Below are 17816 nucleotides of genomic sequence, written 5' to 3' on the forward strand. Positions count from 1 at the left end.
GTTGCGCCCCCCCCCCCGGGCGCCCCCGCGGGGGGGGGGGGGGGGGCCCGCCCCCCCCCCCCCCGCAACGGCGCCGCACCAGGCAGGGCGGCCGCTGCGCGGAGCTGTTCCCCTACCCGCCCCTTCCCGAACTGGGGCTCCGCCCCAGACCCCGCTCCTCAAACGCCGGAGGGGCTGGGGCGGTACCCCCCGGCGGGGCCAAGTGGCGGGCTCCGGAGCCCGCGCCTCAAACGCCGGCGGGGCTGGAATTGGCCGCTGCGCGGCAACCCCGCCGCAAGGAGGCGGCGCGGGGCTGGAAGCGGCACGGCTGGGGGCGGTCAGGGGGCCTGCGCGGCTAGGGCCGGAAGGTGATGCGGGTCAGGCGGGTGGCGGCCGCGCGGTCCAGGAGGGTGGCCGAGGTGCAGCCCGACGGGAGGTGGCCCGATTCCGCCGCGCGGATCAGGCGGGTCACCGCGCCCCGGTGCCGGGCGAAGGCGTACGCGGAGACCCCCCGGCCCCGCGCGGCCTGCCCGGACAGCGCCTCGGCCGGGCTCGCGTCCAGCAGCAGCAGGTGCAGCGCCCGCCCCCGCCGCCGCGCGGCCCGCGCCAGCAGTCCCCGGACCCACGCCTGGGTGCCGCAGTCGTGGACGACCACGGAGCGGCCCGAGCGCAGCGCCCTGGCCAGCCCGCCGTAGTGCGCCAGCCGGACCAGCGGCCGGTAGACGGCGTACGGCAGGCGGTCCGGCATCATCCGCTCCCAGCGCTCGCGGACGTCCTGGGAGTCGATGCCGCCCTGCTCGACGGCCCGCTTGATCAGCGTGCTCTTGCCGCCGCCGGGGAGTCCGGACACGACCACGATGTCGCCTTCGGCGAAGCCGAGCCAAGCCGGTCCCGCCGCCCGGCCCCGCAGGTCGCGGACCGTGGCCGAGGGGAGGACCACGGGCGCCAGCCCGCCCGGGCCCCGCTGGACCGGAACGCCTGCCACCGCTGTTTCCGTCGTCGCTGTCAGTCCGAATCTCCGCACAGTGTTCGCCTCCCCCGCATCGGGTCACCAGGACCCTTCCCCACTGAGTGTAAAGAGACGGTAATCCGGCAGGTACGGTTCCGTTCCGAACCGGGCCCGCACTCACTTTCGGGCCCGGACCCCCATCCCCACGCGTCGCATGCAATGATGTGCGCCAACTGGACACCAACTGCATACCGGCCGCTTGAATCCGCGCGGGAGAGTCCCGGAAGCCGTCGCCGCACGGCGACCCGGGCGCCGAAGGAGCAAGAACCTCCCTTGAATCTCTCAGGCCCCGAACCGCGTGGATGAGGCAGATCTGAAAAGCGAGCCGCCCCGCCGCGGCTCCACCCAAGGTGCAAGCCGAGATCCGTTGTGACAGAGACTCTCGGCGAACCTCTCAGGTTCCGATGACAGATGGGGAGGATCGTCCTCGTCATGTCTTGTCGATGCCCTGGGATCTGGGAGCCGTACCCATGAGCAATGCCCCCCGCCTGACCGCCCTCGATGCGCTGCACCGTTCACTCGGTGCGACCATGACCGACTTCGCGGGCTGGGACATGCCGCTGCGATACGGCAGCGAGCGTGACGAGCACAACGCCGTACGGACCAGGGCCGGCCTGTTCGACCTGTCCCACATGGGCGAGATCACCCTGACCGGGCCGGAGGCCGTCAAGGTCCTGGACTACGCCCTGGTCGGCAACATCTCCACGGTCGGCGTCGGCCGCGCCCGCTACACGCACATCTGCCGCGAGGACGGCGGCATCCTCGACGACCTGATCGTCTACCGCCTCGGCGAGACCGAGTTCATGGTCGTCGCGAACGCCTCCAACGCGCAGGTGGTCCTCGACGCGCTGACCGAGCGCGCCGCCGGCTTCGACGCCGAGGTGCGCGACGACCGTGACGCGTACGCGCTGATCGCCGTGCAGGGCCCCGAGTCCCCCGGCATCCTGAAGTCGCTGACCGACGCCGACCTGGACGGGCTGAAGTACTACGCCGGCCTGCCCGGCACGGTCGCGGGCGTGCCCGCGCTGATCGCCCGTACCGGCTACACCGGCGAGGACGGCTTCGAGCTGTTCGTCGCCCCCGAGCACGCCGTCGCGCTGTGGCAGGCCCTGACCGAGGCCGGCGAGGGCGTCGGCCTGGTGCCCTGCGGCCTGTCCTGCCGGGACACGCTCCGCCTGGAGGCGGGCATGCCGCTGTACGGGCACGAGCTGACCACCGACCTGACTCCCTTCGATGCGGGTCTGGGCCGGGTCGTGAAGTTCGAGAAGGAGGGCGACTTCGTGGGCCGCGCCGCCCTGGAGGCCGCCGCCGAGCGCGCCGAGGGCAAGGCGCCGCGCAAGCTGGTCGGCCTGATCGCCGAAGGACGCCGGGTGCCGCGCGCCGGCTTCCCGGTCGTGGCCGGCGGAGAGGTGATCGGCGAGGTCACCTCGGGTGCCCCCTCCCCCACTCTGGGCAAGCCGATCGCCATGGCGTACGTCGACGCGGAGCACGCCGCGCCCGGCACCTCCGGCGTCGGCGTGGACATTCGCGGTACCCATGAGCCGTACGAGGTCGTGGCTCTGCCCTTCTACAAGCGGCAGAAGTGACGCTCTCCCCCACCGGGACCCGTCTCACCCTGCAAGACCATCGTCCATCAGCACTCCCCGCATCCAGGAGAATCAGGTCATGAGCAACCCCACGCAGCTGCGTTACACCAAGGAACACGAGTGGGTCTCGGCGGTCGACGCGGACGGCGTCGCCACGGTCGGCATCACGGAGTTCGCGGCCAACGCGCTCGGTGACGTCGTCTTCGCCCAGCTGCCCGAGGTGGGCGACACCGTGACCGCGGGCGAGACCTGCGGCGAGCTGGAGTCGACCAAGTCGGTCAGCGACCTGTACGCCCCGGTGACCGGCGAGGTCGTCGAAGCGAACCAGGACGTGGTGGACGACCCGGCGCTCGTCAACACGGCCCCCTTCGAGGGCGGCTGGCTGTTCAAGGTCAAGATCACGGACGAGCCGGCCGACCTGCTCTCCGCCGACGAGTACACCGACTTCGCGGGCTGACGAGACCCTAGGAAACCTGATGTCTGTACTGAACACCCCTCTCCACGAGCTCGACCCGGACGTCGCCGCCGCCGTCGACGCCGAGCTCGTGCGCCAGCAGTCGACCCTGGAAATGATCGCGTCGGAGAACTTCGCTCCGGTCGCCGTCATGGAGGCCCAGGGTTCGGTCCTGACCAACAAGTACGCCGAGGGCTACCCGGGCCGCCGCTACTACGGCGGCTGCGAGCACGTCGACGTGGTCGAGCAGATCGCCATCGACCGGATCAAGGCGCTGTTCGGCGCCGAGCACGCGAACGTGCAGCCCCACTCGGGCGCGCAGGCCAACGCGGCCGCGATGTTCGCGCTGCTGAAGCCGGGCGACACGATCATGGGCCTGAACCTGGCCCACGGCGGTCACCTGACCCACGGCATGAAGATCAACTTCTCCGGCAAGCTCTACAACGTGGTCCCGTACCACGTCGGGGAAGACGGCCAGGTGGACATGGCCGAGGTCGAGCGCCTGGCCAAGGAGTCCAAGCCGCAGCTGATCGTGGCCGGCTGGTCCGCGTACCCGCGCCAGCTGGACTTCGCCGCCTTCCGCCGGATCGCGGACGAGGTCGGCGCCTACCTGATGGTCGACATGGCGCACTTCGCCGGCCTGGTGGCCGCGGGCCTGCACCCGAACCCGGTGCCGCACGCCCACGTCGTCACCACGACCACGCACAAGACCCTCGGCGGTCCGCGCGGCGGCGTGATCCTGTCCACGCAGGAGCTCGCCAAGAAGATCAACTCCGCGGTCTTCCCGGGCCAGCAGGGCGGTCCCCTGGAGCACGTGATCGCCGCCAAGGCGGTCTCCTTCAAGGTCGCGGCCTCGCCCGAGTTCAAGGAGCGCCAGGAGCGCACCCTGGAGGGCGCGAAGATCCTCGCCGCCCGCCTGGTGCAGGAAGACGTCAAGGCCGTGGGCGTGGACGTGCTCACCGGCGGCACCGACGTGCACCTGGTCCTGGTCGACCTGCGCAATTCGGAGCTGGACGGCCAGCAGGCCGAGGACCGCCTCCACGAGGTCGGCATCACGGTCAACCGGAACGCCATCCCGAACGACCCGCGGCCGCCGATGGTCACCTCGGGTCTGCGGATCGGTACGCCGGCCCTGGCCACCCGCGGTTTCGGCGCCGAGGACTTCACCGAGGTCGCCGACATCATCGCCGAGGCGCTCAAGCCCGAGTACGACGCCGCGTCGCTGAAGGCCCGGGTGTCCGCCCTCGCCGGGAAGCACCCGCTGTACCCGTCGCTGTAAGGCGGAGGAGGGGCCCGGCCGTGTCGTCCACAGGGCCGGGCCCCTTTTCATGGCCGCAAAACCCCTCTTCCCCGCTTCCCCGCTTCCCCGCCTGCACGCCGTACCGGTCGACGCCGGGCGACGGCCGGGCCCGCCGGGCGCAAGGGCGCGCCCCCGCCCCGTCCACCGCCTCCTTCCGCGCCGCCCCGCCACCCCTACGGCCCTGGCCGCGCATGCCCGGGCGCCGGCCCGGCAGCACCTGACCGTGAGCGGACTCACGCCTGACCGCCGCCTCAGCGCCTTGATCGACAGCCGAGCCGTTCACCCAGGCGCGATACGCTCGTCTGCCGGACAAAATCCACCGAATCACCTCTCCTGCCCCCTCCCACCCCACGAGCAGACATAGGAGTCCGCAACCGTGGCCATCTCCGTCTTCGATCTCTTCTCGATCGGCATCGGTCCTTCCTCCTCCCACACCGTCGGACCGATGCGCGCCGCGCGCATGTTCGTGAACCGGCTCAAGAAGGACGGCATCCTCGCCCAGACCGCCTCCGTCCGAGCCGAGCTGTACGGCTCCCTGGGCGCGACCGGGCACGGCCACGGCACCCCCAAGGCCGTCCTGCTGGGCCTGGAGGGCCACTCCCCCCGCACCGTGGACGTGGAGACCGCCGACGACGAGGTCGAGCGGATCCGGAAGACGGGCCGGCTGCGCCTGCTCGGCACGGAGATAGAGGACGCGCACGAGATCCCCTTCGACGAGCCGAACCAGCTGATCCTGCACCGCCGCCGGTCGCTGCCGTACCACGCGAACGGGATGACCCTCTTCGCGTACGACGCGAGCGGCGCCCCGCTGCTGGAGAAGACGTACTACTCGGTCGGCGGCGGCTTCGTGGTGGACGAGGACGCGGTCGGCGAGGACCGGATCAAGCTCGACGACACCGTGCTGAAGTACCCCTTCCGCTCCGGTGACGAGATGCTGCGCCTCGCCCGCGAGACCGGCCTGTCGATCTCCTCCCTGATGCTGGAGAACGAGAAGGCCTGGCGCACCGAGGAGGAGATCCGGGCGGGCCTGCTGGAGATCTGGCGGGTCATGCAGTCCTGCGTCTCCCGCGGCATGTCCCGCGAGGGCATCCTGCCGGGCGGCCTGCGGGTCAAGCGGCGGGCCGCGTCCACCGCGCGCCAGCTGCGCACCGAGGGCGACCCGATGATGCACCGCAGCGAGTGGACGACGATCTACGCGATGGCGGTGAACGAGGAGAACGCGGCCGGCGGCCGGGTGGTGACCGCACCCACCAACGGCGCGGCCGGCGTGCTGCCCGCGGTCCTGCACTACTACATGAACTTCGTGCCCGGCGCGGACGAGGACGGCGTGGTCCGCTTCCTGCTCGCCGCCGGCGCGATCGGCATGCTGTTCAAGGAGAACGCCTCGATCTCCGGCGCCGAGGTCGGCTGCCAGGGCGAGGTCGGCTCGGCCTGCTCGATGGCGGCGGGCGCGCTGGCGGAGGTGCTGGGCGGCACTCCGGAGCAGGTGGAGAACGCCGCCGAGATCGGCATGGAGCACAACCTGGGCCTGACCTGCGACCCGGTCGGCGGCCTGGTGCAGATCCCGTGCATCGAGCGGAACGGCATGGCGGCGGTGAAGGCCGTGACCGCGGCGAAGATGGCCATGCGCGGCGACGGCAGCCACAAGGTCTCCCTGGACAAGGTCATCAAGACCATGAAGGAGACCGGTGCCGACATGAAGATCAAGTACAAGGAGACGGCCCGCGGCGGGCTCGCGGTCAACGTCATCGAGTGCTGATCCCGCCGCGCTCGCGGCTCAGGAGATCGCGTACCACTGACTGGCCCACCCGGTGTTGATGGTGCTGGTGGACTGGTCCTTGAGGTTCACCGTGGCCGGCAGGGAGGTCTGCCCGGTCAGGACGGTGCTGTACCGGAGGCTCGGCGGGGTCAGGCCGGCGTTCACCGAGATGCCGGCTCCGGTGGCCTTGAGGGTCAGGCCGTTGGTGGCCCAGGTGCCGTTCAGCAGCAGCGCGATGAAGTAGGTCCCCGGCTCGGCCGTGAACGGCTTGGCCAGGGCCAGCGGCTTGGCGACGGGGTCGGTCATCAGCTGGGGCGAGATGTCCGCGGTGGCGGCGCGGAGGGTGCCGCTCGCGTCGTACACGCCGAGGTAGCAGTCGGACAGGGAGGCCTGGGGGTCGATGCCGGCCAGGCCCAGCCAGATGTTCGACCAGGTGATCCGCTCGCGCAGGACGATCCGTACGAGGGTCACCCGGCCGCCGACACCGGCGGCGGACTGGGCCGTGACATGGCCCGCGTCGTTGGGGTCGCCGGTCCAGGCCAGCAGGTTCTGGTCCTGGGGCCGGGGCTCGGTGTCGGACGGCGCGGCCGGGGCGCCCTGGGCCGGCGGGGCTTGTGTGGTCGCCGGGGGCGCCGTGGGCTTCGCCTTCTCGGCCGGAGCGGTGCAGCCGGCCAGCAGGGCCGCGGCGGCGGTGGCGGCCACCAGGCCGACGGCGGTACGGGTGATGCGCATGGTCCCCCCAGAGACACGAGTTACTGAGGGGGCCATGGTCTCAGCCCATGGTGCCGTCGCGACATTTTGCCGTCGCGCCGATGGAACCGTACGGCGACGATGGATGTCTCCATGGATGTCAGCTCTGTCCCCTTCATCCGGAGAAACCGGGGGACGTCATGAATCGCCTCCACCCCATACGCCGCCGGCAGCTCGTGGCCCTGGTCACGGGCGCCCTCCTCACCGCCGGAGTCGGGCTCGCCGCTCCGGCCTCGGCTCGGATCCAGGCCCCGGAACGGGCCACGGACCGCACCTGGACCCAGACCCCGCACGTGGTCAATGCCCGCTGGGGCGGCCACTGCACGTACGACCGGCTCGTCATCGACGTCCGGGGATACGTACCCGAGGTCACCGTCCGCCGGACCGCCAAGCTCTACTACGACGGGTCCGGGAAGCCGGTCCCGCTCGCCGGGAAGTACTTCCTGGAGATACGCCTGCACCCCGCCCAGGCACACAACGACGCGGGCCACTCGGTCTACAAGGGGCCCAAGCTCCTCAAGATCTACCTGCCCAAGCTCAAGGGCATCGCCATGACCGGCGACTACGAGGGGTACGTGACCTTCGGCGCCGCCTTCAACACCAGGCCGGAGTACAAGGCCTTCAAGCTGCACGGACCCGAGCGGTTCGTGCTGGACGTCAAGCACGCCAACGTCTGCTGACGCGGACGCGGCGGACCTGCCGCCGGGGCCCGGGGTGTCGTCGCACGCCCCGGGCCCCGGCCCGTCCCGCTTTCCGTTCCCGTTGCCGTCCCCGGCTCTCAGGTCAGCGGCCTGATCCGCATGCTGCCCGGGTCGCCGTTCCCGCTCATCCAGTCCTGGTCGCACCGCGGGCAACCGGTCACCGGTGCTCGGGATTGGGGAAATCGAATCTGCAGCCCGCGTCCCACTCGGAGCGCTGGTTGCCGTGCGCGGGGATGCCGCCGCTGCGCTTGAGGAGGGCGGCCAGGTGCATCAGGTTCCAGCTCATGAAGGCCGTGTTGCGGTTGGTGAAGTCGTTGTCCGGGCCGCCCGAGCCCGGGTCGAGGTAGGAGGGTCCGGGGCCGGCCTCGCCGATCCAGCCGGCGTCCGCCTGCGGGGGGACCGCGTACCCGAGGTGCTGGAGGCTGTAGAGGACGTTCATCGCGCAGTGTTTGACCCCGTCCTCGTTGCCGGTGATCAGACAGCCGCCGACCCGCCCGTAGTAGGCGTACTGGCCCCTGTCGTTCAGCAGCGAGGAGCACGCGTACAGCCGCTCGATCACCTGCTTCATCACCGAACTGTTGTCGCCGAGCCAGATCGGGCCGCACAGCACGAGGATGTCTGCGTCCATGATCCGGCTGTAGAGCACCGGCCACTGGTCGGTCTCCCAGCCGTGCTCGGTCATGTCCGGCCAGACGCCGGTCGCGATGTCGTGGTCCACGGCACGGATCAGTGACGTCCGGGCGCCCGCCGACTCCATGACGGCGCGGCTGCGGGCGATCAGTCCCTCGGTGTTGCTGGTCTCGGGCGAGCGCTTGAGCGTGCAGTTCACGTAGACGGCACTCAGGTCGGAGTAGTCCGGTGCGTCGGGCGTACGGCTGTCCTCGGTCACCTCCCCAGCCTGTGGGCGGCCGTGCGGGCCCGCCACCGCGGAGGTCCGGACGGCGGAGCACCGGGCCCGGCCTGACCGGCGCCGGGGTCGGGCCGGGGTCGGCGCCGGGGTCGGGGCCGCGCCGGGGTCGGGTTGTGGCCGGTCCGTGCGGACCACTAGGGTCATCGGGCCTTGGTGTACGGGAAACCGGTGGAAAACCGGTGCGGCCCTCGCCACTGTGATCGGGAAGTCCGGCTCCACTCCTACGGGAAGCCACTGGGCTGACGTGGGAGACCGCGCGGCCCGGGAAGGCGGAGCCAGGGCATCAGCACCCGTGAGCCAGGAGACCGGCCGGGGCGCGTTGTCCATCCACGAGGTGCTGGAGAGGTCTCCCCACTCATGCATATTGCCGAGGGGTTCCTACCCCCGTTGCACGCGGTCGCCTGGGGCGCCGCGTCTGCTCCCTTCGTCGTCCACGGAGTCCGCGCACTGACCCGTGAGGTCAAGGCGAATCCGGAGAGCACCCTGCTCCTCGGTGCGTCCGGAGCGTTCACTTTCGTCCTGTCCGCCCTGAAGATCCCTTCGGTGACCGGCAGTTGTTCCCATCCCACCGGTACCGGGCTGGGCGCCATACTGTTCCGGCCGCCGATCATGGCGGTCCTGGGCACGATCACCCTGCTCTTCCAGGCGCTGCTGCTCGCCCACGGCGGGCTGACCACCCTGGGCGCCAACGTCTTCTCGATGGCGATCGCGGGCCCGTGGGCCGGCTACGCGGTCTACCGGCTGTTGCAGAAGTCCGGCACCCCGCTGATGGTGTCCGTCTTCTTCGGCGCCTTCTTCGCCGACCTGATCACCTACTGCGTCACCAGCGTCCAGCTGGCGCTGGCCTTCCCCGACCCGGGGAGCGGGTTCGCGGGCGCGCTCGCGAAGTTCGGGGGGATCTTCGCGGTCACCCAGATTCCGCTGGCCGTGAGCGAGGGCCTGCTGACGGTGCTGGTGATGCGGCTGCTGATGCAGTCCAGCAAGTCGGACCTGATCCGGCTGGGTGTGGCCCGCTTCACCGGGGCGCAGGCGAAGACGAACCCGGAGGCGGCGGTCTGATGTCGAAGAACGCGAAGATCAATGCCCTGCTGCTGCTGGTGGTGGCGGCGCTGGCCGTGCTCCCGCTCGCCCTGGGGCTGGGCGACGACAAGGAGGAGCCGTTCACCGGCGCGGACGCGCAGGCGGAGGCGGCGATCACCGAGCTGAAGCCGGACTACGAGCCGTGGTTCTCCCCGCTGTACGAACCCCCGTCCGGGGAGGTGGAGTCGGCGCTGTTCGCGCTGCAGGCGGCGCTGGGCGCGGGCGTGCTCGCGTACTACTTCGGCCTGCGCAAGGGGCGCCGGCAGGGGCTGGCCGAGGGTCGTTCCCGGGCGCAGGGAGCCGTGGTGCTCGCGGTCGCCGCCGAGGAGGAGGCGGAGCAGGCGAGGGCGGAGGCCGCCGCGGCGAAGCCCGCCCTGGCGAAGGCCGTCCCGGCAAAGGCCGCCCCGGCAGAGGCCGACGGCCCCGCCCCGGCCGGCGGCGCGGAGTCCTGACCCCGTGCTGCCCATCGACGCGGCGGCGCACAGCAGTCGGTGGCGCCGCCGCCACCCGCTGGAGAAGGCCCTGCTGGGCCTGGGGTTGACGGTCAGCGCGGTGTGCCTGCCGCCCTGGCCAGGCGGGCCGCTGGTGGCCTGCGCCACCCTGGCGGTGCTGCTGGGCCCGGCCGGGGTGGCCGGGCGGCAGCTGTGGCGGGCCTTCCGGATCCCGCTGGGCTTCTGCTTCACCGGGGCCGTCCCGCTGCTGTTCGCGGTGGGCGGCCCGGACGGCTGGGTCTCGCTCGCCCCGGACGGGCCGCGGCACGCCGCGGACCTCCTGCTCCGTACGTCGGCGGCCTCGCTCGGCGTACTGCTGTTCGCGTTCACCACCCCCGTCTCGGACGTGCTGCCCCGGCTGGTCCGGGCCGGGGTGCCGGCCCCGGTGGTGGACGTCGCCCTGGTCATGTACCGGATCGGGTTCCTGCTGCTGGACTCGCTGGCCCAGGTGCGGGCGGCGCAGGCGGCCCGCCTGGGGCACACCAGCCGGGGGGCGGCCTGGCGTTCGGTGGCCGGGCTGGCCGCGACCGCCTTCGTCCGGGCCTTCGACCGCGCCGGACGGCTCCAGGCGGGGCTGGCCGGCCGAGGCTACGACGGCACCCTGCGGGTGCTGGTGCCGGAGGCGGCGCTGTCCTGGCGGTTCCTGGCGGCGTCGGCCGCCCTGCTGGCCGGGGTGGCCGCGCTGACTGTCGTACTGAAGGGGGTTTGGCTGTGAGGCCGTTGGTGGAACTGTGCGGGGCCGGCTACGCGTACGAGGACGGGCCGGCCGTCCTGTCCGGGGTGGACTTCGGGATCGCCGAGGGGCGTTCGCTGGCCCTGCTGGGCCGCAACGGCAGCGGCAAGACCACCCTGATGCGGCTGCTCAGCGGCGGGCTGCGGCCGGGCTCGGGCGAACTCCGGCTGGACGGCACGGTCGTCGCGCACGACCGGGCGGGCCTGACCCGGCTCCGGACGTCCGTCCAGCTGGTCGTACAGGATCCGGACGACCAGCTCTTCGCCGCCTCGGTGGAGCAGGACGTGTCCTTCGGCCCGCTGAACCTGGGCCTGCCCGCGGGCGAGGTCCGGGCGCGGGTCGACGGGGCCCTGGCCGCCCTGGACATCACCGCACTGCGGGACCGCCCCACCCATCTGCTGTCCTACGGTCAGCGCAAGCGTGCGGCGATCGCCGGGGCGGTGGCGATGCGGCCACGGGTGCTGATCCTGGACGAGCCGACGGCAGGACTGGACCCGGACGGGCAGGAGCGCCTGCTGGCGGTCCTTGCGGGGCTGTCGGACACGACGGTCGTCATGGCCACCCACGACGTCGACCTGGCGGTCCGCTGGGCCGACGACGCGGCCGTCCTGACCCCGTCGGGGATCCGGACCGGCCCGGCGGCGGACCTCCTCTCGGACCCCGCGCTGCTCACCTCGGCGGGGCTGCGCCAGGCGTGGTCCCCGGCGGTGACCTCGTTCCTGCGGACGCGTGGCCTCCTCCCGGCGGACGTTCCCGGCCCCCGCACCCCCGAGGCCCTGTCGGCCTGGCCGTCCTGACGGCGGAACCCCCGCCCTCGGGCCCGCCGCCCGGGCGTCGTTCGTCGGATACGCCTCCCGCTAACGCAGCGCGGCGAGGGTGGCCTCGGCCATCGCCCGTTCGCCGCGGGCGTTGGGGTGGATCGGGACCGCGGGCTCCCGGGGGATGATGCCCTCGATCCAGCGGTCCTCCGGTTCCTGGCAGATGTCGTGGCCGATGGTGGGCGTGTACGTGTCCACGTAGGTCGCGCCGTTCGCCTCGGCCTGGCGTGCAAGGGTGCGGTTGAGGCTCTTGACGGTGTTGCGCAGGAAGGCCGCGTCGAAGACCGTGAGGGGCTGCTTGAAGAGGCAGTCCCACTCGTTCTCGGGCAGGACGGCCGGATAGCCGACCACCATGACCTTCGCCTGCGGGGCACGCCGGCGGATCTCCTGGACGGTGCCCGCGACCCCGCTCCCCGCGCGGGCGATCCGCTCGTCGAGCGTGTTGCCGTAGGACCGCTTGCAGGGCGCACCGAGCGGTGAGACGAAGGACAGCGACACGCACTTGAGGATGATCTCGGCCACGCCGAGATCGCTCGCGCCGAGGTCGTTGCCGCCGATGGTGAGGGTGACGAGCCGCGTGTCGGCGGTGACCGCGTCCAGCTGGGGGTCGTTGACCTTCCCGATGACGGGGTAGGTGTGCGCCTGGGTCATGTGCTTGGTCTTGGCGGCGCCGCAGGTCACATCCCGTACGCCGGTGAGTCCGGCCTGCCGGGCCAGGATCGAGGGGTAGTTTCGGTCCGACCGCATGCACAGGCCGGCGGACTGGGCGGGGACGCCGGCCCCGGAGGCGTACGAGTCGCCGAGCGCCACGTACGGGCCGGAGACCGCCTCCGCAGCCGTGGCCGTGGAGGCGGGTAAGGCGGCGACGGGCAGTGCGGTGGCGACCGCCAAGGCGCCGGCGAGCATGGAGCGACGTGCGGGCACAGCTCCTCCAAGAAGGGTGGGGGGCCTACCTACCACTAGGTAGGCAATGGAGGATGCGGCCAGGTTACCGTCGGGTACAACCGGCGGGTAGGCAAAGGGTGGGTCAACTCACTCTGGGTGTGGAGGCGTTGACGGAGTGGGCGATACCGCTTCGGTGCCCAGCACCCGGGCCAGCGCGCCCACCAGCCCGGGCATGTCGATCACCTCGGCATCGTGCAGCCACTGCATCTGCAGCCCGTCGAACACCGCGATCAGGAGCGGCGCGGCCGCCTCCACCGGGAGGCCGCTCGGCAGGTGTGCGCCGTACTTGGCGCGCAGCCGCCCTTCCACCACCGCGCGCGCCCGCACGTACCGGTCCTTGAAGTACCCGCCGGCCGGGTGGTGCTCGGTGACGCTGTCGCCCAGCAGGGCGGCGAAGCACTGCACGAGCTCCTGGGGGCGCCCGGCGTTGACCTCGGCCAGCCGCACCACCGCCGCCAGCAGGTCCTGCTCCTCCGCCAGGGGGCCGGCGGTGTCCAGCGCCTCCTGGTCGAGCCGGTCGCGCAGCTCCAGCACCTCCTGCAGGAGCCGTTCCTTGGTCGGGAAGTAGTGCAGTACCCCCTGCTGCGTCAGCCCGACCCGCTTGGCGACCATCGCGAAGGAGGTGCCGCGGTAGCCGTGCTGGCCGAAGAGGACCATGGCGGCCCGGAGGATCTCCTCCCGCCGGTCGGCACCCCGCATATCCCGCCCACCCATTCCCGCTCCCCTTCCCTACGATGGCCGCATGTCCCTGCCCCACGCCATCCTGACCGCCCTGCTGGAAAAGCCCTCGTCCGGGCTCGAGCTGACCCGGCGTTTCGACAAGTCGATCGGCTACTTCTGGTCGGCCACGCACCAGCAGATCTACCGGGAGCTGGGCCGCCTGGAGGAGGCCGGGCTGATCCGGGCGCTGCCCAGCGAGCAGCCCGCACGCGGACAGAAGAAGGAGTTCGAGGTGCTGCCCGCCGGAAAGGCGGAACTCGCGCGGTGGGTCGGGGAGAGCCAGGACCCGAAGGCGATCCGGGATCCGCTGCTGCTGCGCGTGCGGGCGGCCGGCGTGGTGGGGCCGGGCGGGCTCGCCGAGGAACTGCGCAGGCACCTGGAGCTGCACCGGCGGCAGCTGGCCGCGTACGAGGCCATCGAGGAGCGGGACTTCCCGGTGGAGCGGCGCCGCTCCGACGAGGACCGCCTGCGCCGCCTGGTGCTGCGCGGCGGCATCGAACTGGAGACCTTCTGGCTGCGCTGGCTGGAGGAGGCCCTGACCGAGGTCGAGGACATGGCCTCGCCCCGCACCGGGCCCACCGGGCCCACCGGGCCCACCGACGCGAAGGCCTGATCCCACCCGGAGCTCCGGGCAACACGGCCTCGGGCCGGGCAGCACAGCCTCCGGGCCGGCCCGGGCGGATGCCGTGGCGCGCGCCCGGCGCGGAAGGCCGGCCGGGCGCGGGGCGGGCTACTGGTTGCGGGAGCCCCAGAACTCGTCGAAGCTCATCCGGCCGTCGCCATCGGCGTCCTTGGCAGCGATCACGGCCTGCGCGCCCGGACCGGCGAACGCGTCGCCCATCGCGGCCATGGCCCGCTTGAACTCCTCGGCCGTGACGAAGCCGTCGCCGTCCGCGTCGAAACGGTCGAAGGTCTCGCGCGCGCTCTCGATGTTCGCCACTTGGGATCCACCCCTTCTTGGTGCTTGTTGACCGGCTCAGGGTAGCGGCACCCCGCCGGTCCCCGCGGCCGGACCCCCGGCCGGGCGGCCGACAGATATTCAATTACCCTTCCGTTAGGCGGAAATCGACCGCGCGAAGCTAGCGGAAGCGACAATTCCAGCCAACAAATCAAGACCGGGGTTGTCACGCTCCGCCGCCGCCGCATAACGTAGCGACATTGCCGCCACACCAGGAGCGCAGGGCTCCCAGGGACAAGCGGCAACAAGGGCGACCACACAGGTGACGATCACAGCTGACGCATCATTCGAAGTTCTGCCCTTCACCCGCACCTGCCGCCATATCTGGGAAGACGGCGACCATGTGCTCATCGGCGTGAGTCCTGGAAACAGCTACTTCAGCGCCGAGCGCATCGCCGAGCTCGCCCGGTGGGCCGTACCGCGGTTCGCGCAGGTGGACTTCGTCTACGCGGACCTCCATGTGGACCGTATGTTCGCCGCGTTCGGCTACACGCCGGAGCATGCCGACAAGCGCGCCGCCAAGGAGATCAAGGCGGTCCGGCGGAGGATCCTCAAGGGCGTGGAGGAATCAGGTCCGCAGCACGCCGAGATCCGGGTGAGAGCACTCTCCGAATTTCGGGACAACCCCATATACCGGTTGCTGCACCGCCGAGTGCTTCATTTCCTTGAGACCGACGATGAATTCCGCAAGGGCTGCGAGGAGATGGCCCTCCATTTCGTCGGGTCGAAGCTGCCGGAAGGTGAATCCATCACCGACGCGCAGTTGCGGGTGTGTTTCGACTACATGGCGGCCGAGCTGCCGTTCTTCATCGACACCCCGAGCATTCTCGACGTGCCCTCCTCCGTCGCCGCCTACCACGTCAAGATGCCGCTGACGGACCTGCTCTTCGCCCGCGGCGGCGGCCTCCGCGCCACCCGCAACCAGGCCTACGCCGTCGTACGGCCCGAAAGGAACGTCGTTGACTTCCGTGCAGCTTGACTTCCCCCTCTAGCGACGGGGCGACGCCCTCCCCGAGGAGTGCGCCTGGCTGCGCGAGAAGGCCCCGGTGGCGACGTACGCTCACCGGCGACCACGCCTGGCTGGTCAGCAGTCACGCGCCGGCCTGCGGCTGGTGGAGCGGCTTCCCGAGCCCCGGCCGGCGGTTCCGGCGGAGAACCAGGTCTGGCGTACGGGCTTCATCAAGCGACTGCCGGAGCGGCTCCCGGTCGCCTGATGAACGAAGGACGGTGCCCCGGGAGCGGTGTCCCGGGGCACCGTCATGCCCACGGCCGGGGGCCCTAGCGGAAGATGCCGGTGTGGCCGAGCGAGTAGCGGCCGGGCTGCGGGTAGACCGCCAGGCCGTGCGGGCCGGAGCCCACCGGGATGCGGGCCAGCTGCTTGCCGCTCACCGTGTCGATGGCGTACACCTCGCCGTCGTACCGGCCGGACAGCCACAGCACCCGGCCGTCGGCGGAGACCCCGCCCATGTCGGGGCTGCCGCCGTCCGGGAGGGTCCACTTCTTGGTGAGCCGGTTCTGCGGGAAGTCGAAGACGGAGATGGTGCCCTCACCGCGGTTGGAGATGTACATCTCCTTGGAGTCGCGGCTGACGTACAGGCCGTGGCAGCCCTTTCCGGTGGGCAGCAGCTTGGGGGTGCCGAACTTCTGGCCGTCCAGCACCCACATGCCGTGGGCCATCATGTCGGCGATGTAGAAGGTCTTGCCGTCCGGGGAGATCTTCACGTCCTGCGGCATCGCGCCCTCGAACGGGATCTTCTGCTGGCCGATGACCTCCATCTTCTCGGTGTCGACCTTGAGGAGCTCGCCGGAGAACTCGCAGGAGACGATGAAGTACCGCCCGTCCGCGGAGAAGTCTGCGTGGTTGACCCCGAAGCAGCTGACCGGCACGGTCTTCACCCGGTCCATGGTGTGCGGGTCGCGGAACACCAGCTCCCGGTCCATCGAGGCCATGACCACGGCGTACTTCCCATTGGGGGTGAAGTACAGGTTGTACGGATCGTGCACCTCGACCGGCTTGCCCGCCTCCCCGGTGGCCGGGTTGATGGGGGTGAGAGTGTGCCCGCGGTTGTTGTTGACCCACAGGGTCTTCATGTCCCAGGAGGGCACCACGTGCTGGGGCTGGACCCCGACCGGGATCGTGTCGATCACCTTGTAGGTGACCGGGTCGATGACCGACACCGTGTTGGAGGCGGTGTTCGGTACGTAGATCCGGGACGGGAAGTCCTTGACCACGGGGGAGAGTTTCCCGGGCCGGTCGGCCGCGTACACGTCGTGGGGGTCCAGCAGCGGAGGCATTCCCGGCAGCCCGGGCGGGGCGACGGGCACCGCCTGGGCGGGCTTCGCCACGCCCTTGGTGCCGAGCGCCTCGGGCGTGCCCCGGTCGGCGGAATTGCAGCCGGCCAGGGCGGCGAGGACCAGTCCGGCGAGCAGCACGGTGGCCTTCCGGGGAAGGCGGGTGGTCGTCATGGGGTGAGCAGCTCCGTGGTGGTCACCGCGCGCAGTCCGCGGCGCGCGAGTTCTTCGAGGAGGGGCGGCATCGCGTCGACCGTGTCCGCGTAGCCGAAGTGCAGGCTCACCACCGATCCGGGGCGGATCGTCCCGGTGACGGTGCGGATCACGGCCGCGGCGCCGGGTGAGGTGAAGTCGAGGGAGTCCACGTCGTACGAGAGGACGTGCGGGTAGCCGGCCCGGGCGGCCAGTTTCCGGACCAGCGGGGTGGCCTGCTGTGTTCTGGACGGGCGGAACCAGGTGCCGATGGAGCCGGTGAGGCGGCGCAGCCGCTGGGCGCAGGCGGTGATCTCGGCGTACGCCTCGGCCTCGGGCATGGTGTTGATGTCGAGGTGGCGCTGGGTGTGGTTGCCGAGCTCATGGCCGCCCCGCAGGATGCGGCGGGCCAGGTCCGGGTGGGCGTCGAGCCATTCGCCGACGGCCAGGACGGTCAGCCGGGCGCCGGCCTTCTCTGCTTCGGCGAGCACCGAGAGGGCGGTGGCGGGGTCGCCGTGGCCGTGGAAGGTGAGGGCGACCCGGGGGCGGTCGCGGGGGCCGTGGTCGATCTGGGCGGGCTGTCCGGGGAAGGCGCGGGGGGCGGGCGCCGGCGCGGCGGCCGGCCTGGCGGCCTTCGTCGCCTTGGCGGCCTCGGCGGCCTCGGCGGCCTTGGCGGCCTTGGCGGGGGGTTCGGCCGCGGGGGTTCCGCAGGCCGCGGTGAGGGCTCCGGCTGCGACTGCGGCTCCGGCACGGAGGGCCGTGCGGCGGTCCGGGTAACTGGGCACCTGCTCATTTAAGGGCCGGAAAGCCTGGAAGGTAATGATTGACCCAATTCGGGACGTTGGCCGGGTCCACCCGTACAGAGGTGCGTCCGATATTTGATCAACGAATTACACTGAGCGTTCGATAGTTATTCATCGATTGCGAGGTCAGTGGCCCACCTCACCTAGGATTTAGATGGAAACTCTTATGATCTGCACACTTATGTCCGAGTTGGGACTTTTGGCTTTCCGGGCCCCGTCTGCCATAGTCGGAGCAGCGCCTTCCCATTGACCCGAGCGAAAGCGCCTACGCCGAGGATCACACCCCCTTCGATCCTCGGCGCACCCATGAAGCCCCCCAGCGCCCCACCGCGGCGA

20 protein-coding genes and 2 riboswitches are annotated in these 17816 nt (G+C 71.3%); of the genes, 12 read left to right on the forward strand and 8 right to left on the reverse strand.

Annotated elements, in window-relative coordinates; genetic code table 11:
- Positions 1-334: 334 nt before the first annotated feature.
- Positions 335-919, reverse strand: coding sequence for an AAA family ATPase (locus AB0447_RS03010; RefSeq protein ID WP_366475075.1), 585 nt, complete (start codon positions 917-919; stop codon positions 335-337).
- Positions 920-1188: 269 nt separating this feature from the next.
- Positions 1189-1295: riboswitch (glycine riboswitch) on the forward strand.
- Between the two features lie 163 nt (positions 1296-1458).
- Between AB0447_RS03010 and gcvT the strand changes: the two genes are divergently transcribed.
- The 4 genes from gcvT to AB0447_RS03030 all read left to right on the forward strand — a co-directional run bounded on the left by gcvT (position 1459) and on the right by AB0447_RS03030 (position 6087).
- The gene (gene gcvT, locus AB0447_RS03015; RefSeq protein ID WP_366474682.1) at positions 1459-2574 is read left to right on the forward strand and encodes a glycine cleavage system aminomethyltransferase GcvT; all 1116 of its coding nucleotides are present in this window, start codon (positions 1459-1461) and stop codon (positions 2572-2574) included.
- 79 nt (positions 2575-2653) lie between these two features.
- Positions 2654-3031 (forward strand): glycine cleavage system protein GcvH, encoded by a 378-nt coding sequence (gene gcvH, locus AB0447_RS03020; RefSeq protein ID WP_366474683.1) that lies wholly within the window; start codon positions 2654-2656, stop codon positions 3029-3031.
- Between the two features lie 19 nt (positions 3032-3050).
- A complete protein-coding gene (gene glyA / locus AB0447_RS03025) occupies positions 3051-4307 on the forward strand; it encodes a serine hydroxymethyltransferase (RefSeq protein WP_366474684.1) in 1257 nt (418 codons plus the stop codon).
- 397 nt (positions 4308-4704) lie between these two features.
- Positions 4705-6087 carry an L-serine ammonia-lyase gene (locus AB0447_RS03030; protein WP_366474685.1) on the forward strand — a complete coding sequence of 461 codons (1383 nt, stop codon included), beginning with the start codon at positions 4705-4707 and terminating at the stop codon, positions 6085-6087.
- A gap of 18 nt (positions 6088-6105) precedes the next feature.
- On the opposite strand, the gene AB0447_RS03035 is transcribed toward AB0447_RS03030, so the two are convergent.
- On the reverse strand, positions 6106-6819 hold the full coding sequence (locus tag AB0447_RS03035; RefSeq protein ID WP_366474686.1) for a hypothetical protein: 714 nt from the start codon (positions 6817-6819) through the stop codon (positions 6106-6108).
- A gap of 158 nt (positions 6820-6977) precedes the next feature.
- On the opposite strand from AB0447_RS03035, the gene AB0447_RS03040 reads away from it, so the two are divergent.
- Positions 6978-7517 (forward strand): hypothetical protein, encoded by a 540-nt coding sequence (locus AB0447_RS03040; RefSeq protein ID WP_366474687.1) that lies wholly within the window; start codon positions 6978-6980, stop codon positions 7515-7517.
- Positions 7518-7695: 178 nt separating this feature from the next.
- On the opposite strand, the gene AB0447_RS03045 is transcribed toward AB0447_RS03040, so the two are convergent.
- Complete coding sequence (locus AB0447_RS03045) at positions 7696-8427, reverse strand: flavodoxin family protein (RefSeq protein ID WP_366474688.1); 732 nt, start codon at positions 8425-8427, stop codon at positions 7696-7698.
- 155 nt (positions 8428-8582) lie between these two features.
- Positions 8583-8777, forward strand: a riboswitch (cobalamin riboswitch).
- A 28-nt stretch (positions 8778-8805) separates the two neighbouring features.
- Between AB0447_RS03045 and AB0447_RS03050 the strand changes: the two genes are divergently transcribed.
- From AB0447_RS03050 to AB0447_RS03065, 4 genes are read left to right on the forward strand one after another with little or no spacing between them, the layout of a single operon-like run.
- Entirely contained in the window at positions 8806-9507 is a 702-nt protein-coding gene (locus AB0447_RS03050; RefSeq protein ID WP_366474689.1) for an energy-coupling factor ABC transporter permease, read from the forward strand.
- Positions 9507-9980 carry an energy-coupling factor ABC transporter substrate-binding protein gene (locus AB0447_RS03055; RefSeq protein ID WP_366474690.1) on the forward strand — a complete coding sequence of 158 codons (474 nt, stop codon included), beginning with the start codon at positions 9507-9509 and terminating at the stop codon, positions 9978-9980. Before AB0447_RS03050 ends, AB0447_RS03055 begins: the two co-directional genes overlap by 1 nt.
- Positions 9981-9984: 4 nt before the next feature.
- Positions 9985-10734 (forward strand): cobalt ECF transporter T component CbiQ, encoded by a 750-nt coding sequence (cbiQ, locus tag AB0447_RS03060; protein ID WP_366474691.1) that lies wholly within the window; start codon positions 9985-9987, stop codon positions 10732-10734.
- Positions 10725-11549, forward strand: a complete 825-nt coding sequence (locus AB0447_RS03065) for an ATP-binding cassette domain-containing protein (RefSeq protein WP_366474692.1) — start codon at positions 10725-10727, stop codon at positions 11547-11549. The genes cbiQ and AB0447_RS03065 overlap by 10 nt, the downstream gene beginning before the upstream one ends.
- A 60-nt stretch (positions 11550-11609) precedes the next feature.
- Here the strand turns inward: AB0447_RS03065 and AB0447_RS03070 are convergent, their stop codons facing one another.
- Both AB0447_RS03070 and AB0447_RS03075 read right to left on the reverse strand, forming a co-directional pair.
- Entirely contained in the window at positions 11610-12494 is an 885-nt protein-coding gene (locus AB0447_RS03070) for an SGNH/GDSL hydrolase family protein (RefSeq protein ID WP_366474693.1), read from the reverse strand.
- 108 nt (positions 12495-12602) lie between these two features.
- The gene (locus tag AB0447_RS03075) at positions 12603-13229 is read right to left on the reverse strand and encodes a TetR/AcrR family transcriptional regulator (RefSeq protein WP_366474694.1); all 627 of its coding nucleotides are present in this window, start codon (positions 13227-13229) and stop codon (positions 12603-12605) included.
- Positions 13230-13257: 28 nt separating this feature from the next.
- Between AB0447_RS03075 and AB0447_RS03080 the strand changes: the two genes are divergently transcribed.
- Positions 13258-13848, forward strand: a complete 591-nt coding sequence (locus tag AB0447_RS03080; protein ID WP_366474695.1) for a PadR family transcriptional regulator — start codon at positions 13258-13260, stop codon at positions 13846-13848.
- Between the two features lie 117 nt (positions 13849-13965).
- On the opposite strand, the gene AB0447_RS03085 is transcribed toward AB0447_RS03080, so the two are convergent.
- Positions 13966-14175 carry an EF-hand domain-containing protein gene (locus AB0447_RS03085; RefSeq protein ID WP_366474696.1) on the reverse strand — a complete coding sequence of 70 codons (210 nt, stop codon included), beginning with the start codon at positions 14173-14175 and terminating at the stop codon, positions 13966-13968.
- 280 nt (positions 14176-14455) lie between these two features.
- On the opposite strand from AB0447_RS03085, the gene AB0447_RS03090 reads away from it, so the two are divergent.
- The gene (locus AB0447_RS03090; RefSeq protein ID WP_366474697.1) at positions 14456-15172 is read left to right on the forward strand and encodes a tRNA-dependent cyclodipeptide synthase; all 717 of its coding nucleotides are present in this window, start codon (positions 14456-14458) and stop codon (positions 15170-15172) included.
- Between the two features lie 67 nt (positions 15173-15239).
- Positions 15240-15407 carry a hypothetical protein gene (locus tag AB0447_RS03095; RefSeq protein ID WP_366474698.1) on the forward strand — a complete coding sequence of 56 codons (168 nt, stop codon included), beginning with the start codon at positions 15240-15242 and terminating at the stop codon, positions 15405-15407.
- Positions 15408-15471: 64 nt separating this feature from the next.
- Here the strand turns inward: AB0447_RS03095 and AB0447_RS03100 are convergent, their stop codons facing one another.
- Both AB0447_RS03100 and AB0447_RS03105 read right to left on the reverse strand, forming a co-directional pair.
- Positions 15472-16659 (reverse strand): hypothetical protein, encoded by a 1188-nt coding sequence (locus AB0447_RS03100; protein WP_366474699.1) that lies wholly within the window; start codon positions 16657-16659, stop codon positions 15472-15474.
- Entirely contained in the window at positions 16656-17462 is an 807-nt protein-coding gene (locus tag AB0447_RS03105; protein ID WP_366474700.1) for a polysaccharide deacetylase family protein, read from the reverse strand. The genes AB0447_RS03100 and AB0447_RS03105 overlap by 4 nt, the downstream gene beginning before the upstream one ends.
- Positions 17463-17816: the final 354 nt, after the last annotated feature.

Source organism: Streptomyces sp. NPDC051211 (assembly GCF_040689505.1).
Taxonomy (GTDB): domain Bacteria; phylum Actinomycetota; class Actinomycetes; order Streptomycetales; family Streptomycetaceae; genus Streptomyces.